This is a genomic window from Arthrobacter sp. NPDC080031, from assembly GCF_040702485.1.
Classification (GTDB): Bacteria; Actinomycetota; Actinomycetes; order Actinomycetales; family Micrococcaceae; genus Arthrobacter.
In genome coordinates this window covers 50,024-60,804 of record NZ_JBFBLA010000029.1, presented here as the reverse complement: position 1 = coordinate 60,804, position 10,781 = coordinate 50,024, and the positions used below count along the sequence as shown (strand labels likewise).

The following is a 10,781-nucleotide window of genomic DNA, read 5'->3' as shown; positions in this document are numbered from 1 at the left end:
CCACCCTCAACCTACAAACCCCAGCCAACCGGCTCAACCAGCTGCTGCAGGCAGCCTAAACCCCCTGCGTTGCTACGACCAGTTGACTTTGCCGCCCTGATAACGACAACAAGTGCGAGCCAGTTGGGTTGGCGGGAGGGAAGCGGGGGTGCCCGCACGTCCGGCTACACTTTTGAAGGCAACAAGTGCCGAAGATCCATACGTCCGGAAGCAGTCCCCCATGGTCGAACAACTGATGGCGTTCGCGCTGACCTGCGTCGTCGTGGTGCTCGTTCCCGGCCCTGATTTTGCGCTGGTGCTGAAAAACGCACCCCGCGGACCCGGATCCGCGGCAACCACCGCGATCGGAATCATGGTCGGCAACACGATCCTTGCTCTTCTCGCCGTGCTTGGCGTGACGGCGCTCCTGGGTGCCTCCGAAGTCCTTGGCAACGCCATCAGGATCGCCGGTGCTGCGTACTTGCTCTATTTAGGGGCCCGCGCCCTGCTGGAGGCCTTCAACCGCCCTCGCAGTCAAGCCCGTCAAGCTACGGCACCGGAACCCAGGCTAGGATTCCGCGGGAACTCACCGTTCCTGCAGGGAATGGTCAGCAATCTGCTCAACCCCAAGGTCGCCGTCTTCTATCTGTCCCTCTTCCCTCAATTCAATCTCGCACCGCTTCCCCCTCTGGGCCAGCACGCGCTGATGGCGGGCATCTTTCTACTTACTGCGCTGGTTTGGTACGTCCTGCTGGTCCATGCCCTCAAGAAAATCTCCACGGCACTGGCCCGTCCCCGCGTGAAGCGGATCATCACCGGTGGATCCGGGACGGTCCTGATCGGCGTCGGCGGGACAATCCTGACGAAATCCCTCGCCTCCAGCTGACGGCCCGCTATTTAGGTTGGCGGGCAGGAAGAGCCAGGGCGCTGCGGACCGAGGTCCAGGACTTGAGGACCTCCAGCACGTCCGGGTCACTTTCCGTGAGGACGGCCTGTCCGTAGGATTCCTCGAGGAGGGCGTCCATCGAGATCCGGGTGCCTGTGGAAGCGCTGAGAATGGCCGCTTCCACCATGGCAAGGCTCATGATGTTCTGGTGGACCTGGCCCATGGGAGTGCTCCCGGTGCGCAAGGCCGCCACAAAATCACGCAATGAGCCGGCGATCTCCTGCCCGGGATCCTCGCCGCCCGGGCCCGAATCACCGAGCAGCGAGGACACGGGATCGCTGTCGCCATCCCACAGGACCGTGCCTTGTTCGCCGCTGATCCGCCATGCCGCGTTCCACGAGGTCTCCTGGCCCGGGCTGCACCAGCTTCCGGTGAACACGAAGCGTTCCCCGCCGGTCATTTCGAAGATGGCGGTGGCCCCTGCGTCGCCGCGGTACCAGCTCCAGGACGGGTTGTATTCCTCGCAGAACACCGAGACGGGATCCGCGTCGAGCAGGAACCGGGCCATGTCGAACTGATGGATGGCCATGTCCAGCAGCAGCGGGTGGTCCATGGAATCCCGGAAACCCCCGAAATGCGGGGCCTTGAAGAATTCCGCCGACAGGATGCCCACGCTGCCGAGCGCCGAGGCGAGCCGTTTCGCCTCGAACAGGTGGCGGTTGTACCTGCGCGACTGGCTGACCATGAACAACTCGCCGCTAAGCTCCGACGCCGCGGCCAGCGACAGCCCCTGGGCCACCGTCGAGGCCACCGGCTTTTCGCCAAGCACCGGGAACCCTGCCGCCAACGCCTCGGTGGTCACCGGATGGTGGGCTGCCGGAACGGTGACGTTGATGACCGCCTGGGCGCCGACGTCGGACGCCAACCGCGCGGTCCCGGGACCCACCGGCAGATCCGGGCCACCGATGGCCGCCGCGCCGGCGCGGGCGGCGTCCAGGTCCAGGTCAACGATGCCCGCGAGTTCCACGAGCGGAGACTCCTGCACCGCCCGAAGCCACGCGCGGCCCATCCCCCCGGCGCCGACGACGACGACGCGCAGGGGAGTGCCGTCGTCCGGGATGGTGGCGAAAGGGGTGCTCATGCGTTGGCTCCCTGGTAGCTCTTGCCGTTGAAGAAATCGTTGGTCTCATAGCGCAGCAGTTCGGGGTAGGCGCGCTCCGGACGATCCGTGACTGCCCATTCGACGGCGTTCGAGATGACCCGGCGGACATCCTTGTGGTGGTAGACCGGGTAGTCCTGGTCGCCGGGGCTGAAGAAGAAGATCTTGCCGTGGCCGCGGCGGAAGGTGCATCCCGAGCGGAAGACTTCCCCGCCGCTGAAGGAACTGATGAACACGAGCTCCTCGGGCGTGGGGATGTCGAAGAACTCGCCGTACATTTCCTGCTGATCGATCACTATGGGGTGCGGCACGCCCTTCGCGATGGGGTGGGTGGGGTCCACGGTCCAGACCAGTTCGCGGTCCTGCTCGCTGCGCCAGCGCAATGTGCACGAAGTGCCCATGAGCTTGGTGAAGATCTTCGACCAGTGCCCGGAGTGCAGCACGATAAGGCCCATGCCGGACAGGACATGGCGGTGCACGCGCTCGACGATCTCGTCGTCGACATCACCGTGGGACATGTGCCCCCACCACGTGAGGACGTCCGTGTTGGCGAGGACTTCCTCGGTGAGGCCGTGCTCGGGCTCGTCCAGGGTGGCTGTGCGGACGCGGGCCTTGGCGCCGAGGTTCTCCTCGATGCCCGCCTTCACGGCCCCGTGCATGCCCTCGGGGTAGAGGCGGGCCACCAGTTCGTCGCGCTTTTCGTGCCGGTTTTCGCTCCACACGGTGACTCGGATTGGTTCAGACATGGGTCTCTCCTTGAAGCTTGTTGATTGATGGGTTTGGTTTACGGTTAGTGCCCGACGGCGGTGCGGTGCCGCAGGCGGCGCGCCGCGCACCGGCGTGCGGTGCTACTTGACCGCCGCTACTTGACGGCCGCTATTTGACAGCCGCTATTTCACAGCTCCACTGGCTGTGCCCGCAGCGATGTACTTCTGCGCCGCGACCAGCAGGATGATGGCCGGTATCGAGGCGAGGACCGCCGTCGCCATGACGGAGCTCCAGTCGTTCACGTAGGCGCCGATATACTGGAAAATTCCCAGGGTCACCGGCCGCACCGCCTCTGTGGTGGTCAGGGTCAGGGCGAACAGGAAGTCGCTCCAAGTGAACAGGAAAGTGAAGAGCCCCGCAGTGATAAGCGAGTTCCTGCTCAGCGGCACCACGATGGACCAAAACGCCCTCAAATGCCCGGCACCGTCCACCCGTGCCGCCTCGATGACAGACGCCGGCATGCCGTTCATGAAGGCCCTGATGATGAGGATCGCGAACGGGATGCCATGGGCGGAATCTGCCAGGATCAGGCCCGGGATGGAGTTGAGCAGGCCAAGGTCGTTGTAGGCCGTGTACAGCGCGTTGGCCACGACGATCCCGGGGATCATCTGGCTGATCAGGATCGCGAAGAGGACCACGCCAGCGCCCTTGACCTTGAAATAAGCCAAGGCATAGGCCGCCGGTGCCGCGATGGCCAGGCTGAGCACCACGCTGCCCAGCGAGATCACCAGGCTGGTGACCAGGTTCCCGCCCTGCTCGCTGATGGCCGTGGCATAGCCCGAGAAGTCCGGCTTGAGCGGCAGCCACGAGGTTTCCAACGTGGTGCCGTTGGGCTGCAAAGAAGCGTTGAGCATCCAGTAGACGGGGAACAGCATGATGGCCAGGAAGAAGATGGCCAGGGCGGTGTAACCCCACTGTTTGCGCCCGGGCCCGTTCGCGGCGCGATCGGGTCCGGCGCCTTTGAGTCCGGAGCCTTTGCGGGCACGTCCGGTTCCACCGCGAGCCGGCGCCGAACGGCGGACGGTGATTTTCGTCGTCGTCATGGTTTCCTCACTCATCGACGGACCGCCGGCTGGCACGCAAGTACAGGACCGCGAAGACCAGGGAAATGACTACCAGGACGTTGCCCAGCGCGGCACCCTCGCCGAATTTGAACTCGTGGAAGGACAGATCGTAGGACTGGGTGGCGATGGTCTGGGTCGAATTCGCGGGGCCGCCGTTGGTCAGTCCCAGGATGATGTCCAGCACCTTCAGGGTGTAGACAACGCCGAGCACCAGGACCACGCTCACCACGGGACGCAGCATCGGCCAGGTGATGTGCCGGAACGCCTTCCAACCGGTGGCGCCGTCGAGGGAACCGGCTTCATAGAGCTCATCCGGAATTTCCTGGAGGCCCCCATAGAGAATGGTCAGATTGAACGGGATGCCGATCCAGATGTTCACTCCCACCACGGCGATCAGCGCGAGCGAGGTGCTGGTGAGCCACGGAACACCCGTATTCACGATATGCAATTCGCCGAGGAAGCGGTTCAAGGCTCCGCTGTCCTTGTCCAGGATCCATCTCCACACGGCGCTGGACACGATGAGCGGCAGCAACCAGGGGAGCAGGAGCAGCGAACGCAGTATTCCGTTGAGCGGGAACCTGCGCTGGAAGAAGATTGCCAGCGCAAGCCCGATCACGAACTGGCCCACAATGGATCCCAGGGTGAACAGGGCGGTGTTCACCAAAGACGTTGAAAACAACGACGACGACATCACCTTCGCGTAGTTCGCCAGCCCCACCCAGGGGGCCTCGCCCGTGAAGAACGTCGCTGTGGTGTAGTCCTGGAAGCTCATCACGACGTTCTTGACCACGGGGTAGCCGAAGAACAGCGCCATATAGATCACGGCAGGAACCAGGAACAGCCACTGGAAGAGGCGCTCGCGGCGTTTGCGGCTGCGCCTGCGCGGTGACGGGCTCGTTGCGCCGGCCCGGTCGTTGTCCGACCCGGACTTTGTGTGCGCCTTGGCGCGTTGGTTGGCGCGCTGGTTGGAGCGCGAGCTGCCCTGCGGCAAATCAGTTGTAAGGGACATGTCCAGCTGCTTACTGGCCTTGGGCTTGCTTGAGGGCGTCGGCCGGGGAGGCCTTGCCCGTCAGTGCGGTCTGAATGGCGGTGTAGATCTTGGTCGCTTGTGCCGGCCATCCTTCTCCGAGTTCGCCGGTCCGGGCCCGGGCGGTCTTGATGAGATCGGTGAAAGTGGCGAGCTTGGGGTTGTCGGCGGCGAACTTCGTGGCCAGCGAGGTCTTGGACGGGATGGTGTTGCGGACCTTGGCCAGGGCCAGCTGGTTTTCGTCGCTGTTCATGCAGGCCACCACTTCCGCGGCCTTGGCCTGGTGGGCTTTGTTGCCTGTCTGTGGAACGGTCCACACTTCGCCGCCGAGCGGGGCAACGGCTGTCTGGCTGGCGTCACGGACCGGGATCTTCACGACGCCGTACTGCAGCGTGGTCTTCTTGTCGAGCGCCGGGATCTGCCAGGGGCCGTTGACCATCATGGCTGCCTTGCCTGCCATGAACTGGTCCTTGACGTCTGCTTGCGTCCAGTTCAGCGCCGACGAAGACACGGATCCGTCCTTGACGAGGTCGGTCCAGAGCTGGAGGGCCTGGGCGGTCTCGGGGGTGTCGATGTTCTTCTCGTCGCCGCCGTTCGACCACATGACGGGAAGGAACTGCCACGTGCCCTCGTAGGTGGGATTGGCGTTGAAAGCCAAGCCGTACTGCTCGCCCGAGGTGAGCTTGGTCGCCGCCGCCTTCAGCTCGTCCCAGGTCGTGGGAGGGGTGACTCCGGCCTTGGCCAGAAGGTCCTTGTTGTAGAAGAGCGCGATTGTGTTCACCGTGGGGGCGAGCCCGTACACCTTGTCCTTGTAGGTGCCGGCGCTCAGGACGCCAGCCGCGAAATCGGCGGTGCTGATGTTGAAATCGGACAACGGAGCCAGCGCTCCTGTGGCGGCAATCTGTTGGAGGTCCGGATTGTCGAGCATGAGTACATCCGGCAGCGTCTTGGAGGAGGACTGCTGGAGCACCTTGGAGATCAACGACTTGCCCGGCACCGTCTCCCGTTTGATCGTCACGCCGGCCTTGGTGCCGCAGGCGGTCAGGGCGTCGCCTATGAAGGACTTGTCCGGCTCATTGTTGTAGTAGTCCATCACGGAGATTTCCTTCACGGCATCCGCAGAGGAGGCGGAGGCAGTGGTGCCGCAGCCGGAGATGGCGAGCGGGAGGCCGACGAGAGCTGCCACGGCCAAGGCGAGCGGGCGGCGTGTCCTGATAGCTGACTTCATTGTCTGTTCCTTTGCTGGTGGAGGAAGGGAATGGTGCGTTTGTTGATGGGGAAAGCGAATTTATCGATGCGTATCGACGATGCTGAAACGAAAGGTCTGGAGCTGAAGCGAGAGGATCTGGGAGCTGAAACGAAAGGGTTCGCCCGGCGAATCAGGGGTGGCGATTCATTGCGGACGGAGGGTGCTGGAACGGTGTGTGATGACCGTGGGCACCAACTCCAGGGATTCGTGTGGTCCGTGGGAGTCGGCTTCGAGGAGTTGGCACATGATTCTGACCGCGCGCCGGGATACTTCTGCCGGCTGCAGATCGATGGTGGAAAGCGGTATGGGTTGGAGCTCGGCGAGGGTGGGGGAGGCGCTTCCGATAACGGAAACGTCCAGCCCCAGGGTCAGGCCACGGCTGCTCAAGATGCGGCGCAGAATGTCCTGGATGGTGCGGTCGGGGGCGATGAAGGCTGGCTTGCCGGTGGTGCTGGCGAGGGCTTTGTCGACCGATTCGGAGATGGTGACGCGGTCGGCCCCGCCGGGAAGATGGAGCACGGTCACGCCGAGGTCTTTGGCCGCGACATCCGTGCCGTGCAGGAACCGGTCGATGTAGTTCACATGCCGGTCCATCACTGCGGGCTGCCAATCAATGACGGAAATCACGGAGTGGCCGGCGTCGGCAAGATCCCGGACGCATTGCTCACCGGCCATTTCAAAGTCGGCGTCGATGCAGACCAGCCCGGACGGATCGCGGGGGATGCCGATCAGCACCACCGGGACGTTCAGGCTGCGGGCCACGGGAAGGCGCTCGTCCTCGTCCTCAACCTGCATGAGGATCAGGCCATCGCAGATCTGCTGCCCGACCACGCGGCGCAGTCCGGCGGCGCCTTCGTCGTCGGTGACCAGGAGGATGTCGTGGTCGAATTGCCGGGCCGTGCTGGCAATGACCGAGACGAATTCCATGATTGATCCCATTTCCAGCTCCGGGATGAACGGAATGACCAGGCCGATGACCCGGGTTTTTCGGCTTGCCAAGGCTCTGGCGCCGGCATTGGGCTGGTATGTCAGCTGGTCAATGGCGGCCTCAACCTTTTTCCGGGTCTTCTCGGAAATGGGCCGCTTGCCGCTGAGCACATATGAAACCGTGCTTTGGGCTACGCCGGCCACCTGGGCGACATCCTTGCTGGTGGGCACTTCCAGGCCTCCTTGCCGGGTCCGGTGCTCTTGGTGTGGTGCATCCTGTGTCGTCGATACGCATCGTCGATGCGTATCGAAAAAAAGTATGACATAAGTCACGTAAAGCGCGCAAGACCCCGCCCCCCGTCTCTTCCTCGGATGCTCGCTCACCTATGCCGCCTTTTCCCCCGACGCTCGCTCACCTATGTCGCCTTTTCCCCCGATGCTCGCTCACCTATGTCGCCCTTTCGCCCGACCCTCGCTCACCTATGTCCGCATGTGGTTAGCTGTCCGGTATGGATGGGATCTCAACCGCCGCCACGCAGCGGGGCGTCCATTGGGACGGGGCGGTGAACGCCTGGCATATCGCCGGAGGCGTGTATCGGATGGGTCGGCGGGAATGGCTCACGGAGGCTGGTTGGCAGCAAATGTACGACGCCGGCATCCGCACCGTGATCGATTTGCGGACTCCGCGTGAGCAGCAGCCTAGGGAGGTCGATCCCGAGGTTTCAGCGGACGCGACTGCGCGCTTCGACATCCTCCATTGCCCCACCGAGGACCCGGAGAATAAAGAGTTCACCGAGCTCTTCGGCCCGTACCTGAAAGATCCCGCGCACTATGCCGACTACCTGCGGCTCTTCCCGGACAAGCTCACCGCGGTCTTCAAGGCCATAGCCGCAGCGCGTGGCGGGGTGGTAGTGCACTGCGCGGCCGGGCGCGACCGCGCTGGGATCATCGCCGTGATGCTGCAGAACCTGGCCGGAGCCGGCGACGAGGAAATCGTACGGGGTTACCAGCAGGGAATGCGAGGGATCAACGAGCGCCACCGCCACCATCGCGCCCCGCACGCCCATGATGCCTTTCTCGAGGACGACGCACTTGAAGCCATGCTGGCAACACGCAGTGTGAGCCTTTTGGAATTCGCGCATTCCTTGGATACGGCTGCCTTCCTGAGAATGAACGGGGTCGCGGAGACGGAAATCGCCGACATTCGTGCCAAGCTCAACGCTCCAGCGCGGTAGAAGCGGCAGAAGCGGTAGACGCGGCAGAAGCGGCAGTCAGCCACGCGCCGTCGTGACCTTCTTTGATTTCGGAAAAGCGCTTGCGACGCGGCGAGTCGCAACTCCCGGGCGGCAAAACGCGTCAAAGAAGGTCAGGAAGGGCGCAGTCCCAAGAAGCATCTAGTGTGCAGATCGGGGCTCTCATGTATTCTGGGGATATTACCGAACGGCCGGTCAGTAATTTGCGGCCGTTCAGTCCATTTCGTGCCCGTGCCTTGGAAGGACCCGTCGACGATGACCAGTACCGCAGTCGCTCCGGAAGCCACAACCGTTGAAACCGTGCCCAGTTTCGTCCAGGGCGAATGGTGGACCCCCCGCGCCGACGCCTCCGCGGGCGTGCCCGTCCGCGACGCCAGCACAGGCGAGATCCTCGCAACGGTCAACACCGACGGACTGGACCTTGCCGGCGTCGTGAACTACGGCCGGACAGTGGGCCAGCGCGAGCTCGGCAAGCTCACCTTCCACCAGCGCGCCCTCAAGCTCAAGGAACTGGCCCAGTACCTGAACGGTCGCCGCGAGGAGTTCTACACTTCGTCCTTCAAGACCGGCGCCACCAAGATCGACTCGATGGTGGACATCGACGGCGGCATGGGCGTGCTCTTCACCTTCGGTTCCAAGGGCCGCCGCGAATTGCCGAACTCGCAGGTTGTGGTGGACGGTCCCATGGAAGTCCTGTCCAAGGACGGCTCCTTCGCCGGTGAGCACATCTACACCCGCATCCCGGGCGTCGCGGCGCAGATCAACGCCTTCAACTTCCCCGTGTGGGGCATGCTCGAGAAGTTCGCGCCTGCATTCATCGCCGGCGTCCCCACCATCGTCAAGCCAGCCACCCCCACCGGTTACGTTGCCGCCGTCGTGGTCAAGGCCATAGTCGAGTCGGGAATCCTGCCGGAAGGCTCGCTGCAGCTCATCTCGGGATCCGCCCGCACCCTGCTGGACCACCTCGACTACCGCGACCTTCTCGCGTTCACCGGCTCTGCCTCCACCGCTAACTCGCTGAAATCCCACGTCAATGTGGTCCAGGGCGGCGTCCGGTTCACCTCCGAAACGGACTCGCTCAACGCCGCCGTCCTCGGACCCGACGCCGTTCCCGGCACGCCCGAGTTCGACGCTTTCATCAAGTCCGTCGTCACCGAAATGACGGTCAAAGCCGGCCAGAAGTGCACCTCAATCCGCCGCACCATTGTGCCCCGGGCCCTGGTGTCCGACGTCGTCTCCGCCATCGGCGCGCGCGTCGACGAGCGCGTTGTGGTCGGCGACCCCCGCGCAGAGGGCGTCACGATGGGCGCCCTCGCGTCGCTCGAGCAGCTTGCCGACGTTCGCGCCGCAGTGCAGTCAATGCTCGACGCCGGTGGCGAGCTTGCGTACGGAACGCTCGATTCGCCGTCGGTCACCTCGCTCGACGGAACTGTGGGCGTCGTGGAGGGCGGCGCGTTCATGTCGCCGGTCGTCCTGAGCTGGGATGACGTGGATTCGGAAGCTGTCCACTCGCTCGAGGCCTTCGGTCCGGTATCGTCCGTGATCGGGTACGCGGACCTCGACGACGCCGTCCGCCTCGCCGCCCGTGGTGGCGGCTCCCTCGTGGCCTCCGTATGCACCAACGATCCTGCTGTCGCCCGGGAATTGGTGAGCGGAATCGCGGCGCACCACGGCCGTGTCCTGATGCTCAACCGCGAGGACGCCCGGTCGTCAACCGGGCATGGTTCGCCCGTGCCGCACCTTGTCCACGGCGGGCCGGGCCGCGCCGGCGGCGGCGAGGAGCTCGGCGGCATCCGCTCCGTCATGCACCACATGCAGCGCACGGCCATCCAAGGCTCGCCGAACATGCTTACCGCGGTGACCGGCGTCTGGCACACTGGCTCGGACCGCAACTTCACGGTGGAGACGGAGGGAACGCACCCGTTCCGGAAGTCGCTTGCGACCCTGCGGATCGGCGACGCCGTGCGGTCGGAACTGCGGCAGGTCACCCTGGAAGACATCACCGCCTTCGCCAACTCCACGGGCGACACCTTCTACGCACACACCAACCAGGAAGCGGCCGAGGCCAACCCGTTCTTCCCGGGAATCGTGGCGCACGGGTACCTGCTGCTCAGCTGGGCCGCGGGGCTGTTCGTGGAACCTGCCCCGGGCCCCGTTCTGGCCAACTATGGCCTGGAGAACCTGCGCTTTATTACTCCCGTGGCCGCAGGGGATTCGATCCGCGTCACGCTCACGGCCAAGAAGATCACGCCGCGCGAGACCGACGAATACGGCGAAGTAGCCTGGGACGCCGTGCTGACCAACCAGAACGACGAAATCGTAGCCACCTACGACGTCCTGACCCTCGTGGAGAAGTAACCGACGCTCGCTCGCTTATGTGGGTGTTTGGTGGGGCTATGTGGGTGTTTGGTGGGACGCTCGCTCGCTTATGTGGGGTGTTTGGCGGGACGCTCGCTCGCTTATGTGGGT

9 protein-coding genes are annotated in these 10,781 nt (G+C 64.1%); 3 read left to right on the top strand and 6 right to left on the bottom strand.

Annotated features, from left to right (window positions below; genetic code table 11):
- The first annotated feature begins 220 nt into the window (after positions 1-220).
- Positions 221-865, top strand: a complete 645-nt coding sequence (locus AB0323_RS20215; RefSeq protein WP_366178920.1) for a LysE family translocator — start codon at positions 221-223, stop codon at positions 863-865.
- Positions 866-872: 7 nt separating this feature from the next.
- On the opposite strand, the gene AB0323_RS20210 is transcribed toward AB0323_RS20215, so the two are convergent.
- From AB0323_RS20210 to AB0323_RS20185, 6 genes are all read right to left on the bottom strand, one after another.
- On the bottom strand, positions 873-2,006 hold the full coding sequence (locus AB0323_RS20210) for a Gfo/Idh/MocA family oxidoreductase (RefSeq protein ID WP_366178919.1): 1,134 nt from the start codon (positions 2,004-2,006) through the stop codon (positions 873-875).
- Positions 2,003-2,770, bottom strand: a complete 768-nt coding sequence (locus tag AB0323_RS20205; RefSeq protein ID WP_366178918.1) for a ThuA domain-containing protein — start codon at positions 2,768-2,770, stop codon at positions 2,003-2,005. Before AB0323_RS20205 ends, AB0323_RS20210 begins: the two co-directional genes overlap by 4 nt.
- A gap of 144 nt (positions 2,771-2,914) precedes the next feature.
- Positions 2,915-3,667 carry a carbohydrate ABC transporter permease gene (locus AB0323_RS20200; RefSeq protein WP_366178922.1) on the bottom strand — a complete coding sequence of 251 codons (753 nt, stop codon included), beginning with the start codon at positions 3,665-3,667 and terminating at the stop codon, positions 2,915-2,917.
- 175 nt (positions 3,668-3,842) lie between these two features.
- A complete protein-coding gene (locus AB0323_RS20195; protein WP_366178917.1) occupies positions 3,843-4,865 on the bottom strand; it encodes a sugar ABC transporter permease in 1,023 nt (340 codons plus the stop codon).
- A 10-nt stretch (positions 4,866-4,875) separates the two neighbouring features.
- Positions 4,876-6,111: an ABC transporter substrate-binding protein gene (locus AB0323_RS20190; protein ID WP_366178916.1), complete on the bottom strand. Its 1,236-nt coding sequence runs from the start codon at positions 6,109-6,111 to the stop codon at positions 4,876-4,878.
- Positions 6,112-6,276: 165 nt separating this feature from the next.
- Entirely contained in the window at positions 6,277-7,290 is a 1,014-nt protein-coding gene (locus tag AB0323_RS20185; protein ID WP_366178915.1) for a LacI family DNA-binding transcriptional regulator, read from the bottom strand.
- Positions 7,291-7,568: 278 nt separating this feature from the next.
- Here AB0323_RS20185 and AB0323_RS20180 point away from each other — a divergent pair, with 278 nt between their 5' ends.
- Together AB0323_RS20180 and paaZ are read left to right on the top strand one after the other, a co-directional pair.
- Entirely contained in the window at positions 7,569-8,294 is a 726-nt protein-coding gene (locus AB0323_RS20180; RefSeq protein ID WP_366178914.1) for a tyrosine-protein phosphatase, read from the top strand.
- Positions 8,295-8,567: 273 nt separating this feature from the next.
- Positions 8,568-10,670: a phenylacetic acid degradation bifunctional protein PaaZ gene (paaZ, locus tag AB0323_RS20175; RefSeq protein ID WP_366178913.1), complete on the top strand. Its 2,103-nt coding sequence runs from the start codon at positions 8,568-8,570 to the stop codon at positions 10,668-10,670.
- The last annotated feature ends 111 nt before the right edge of the window (positions 10,671-10,781 follow it).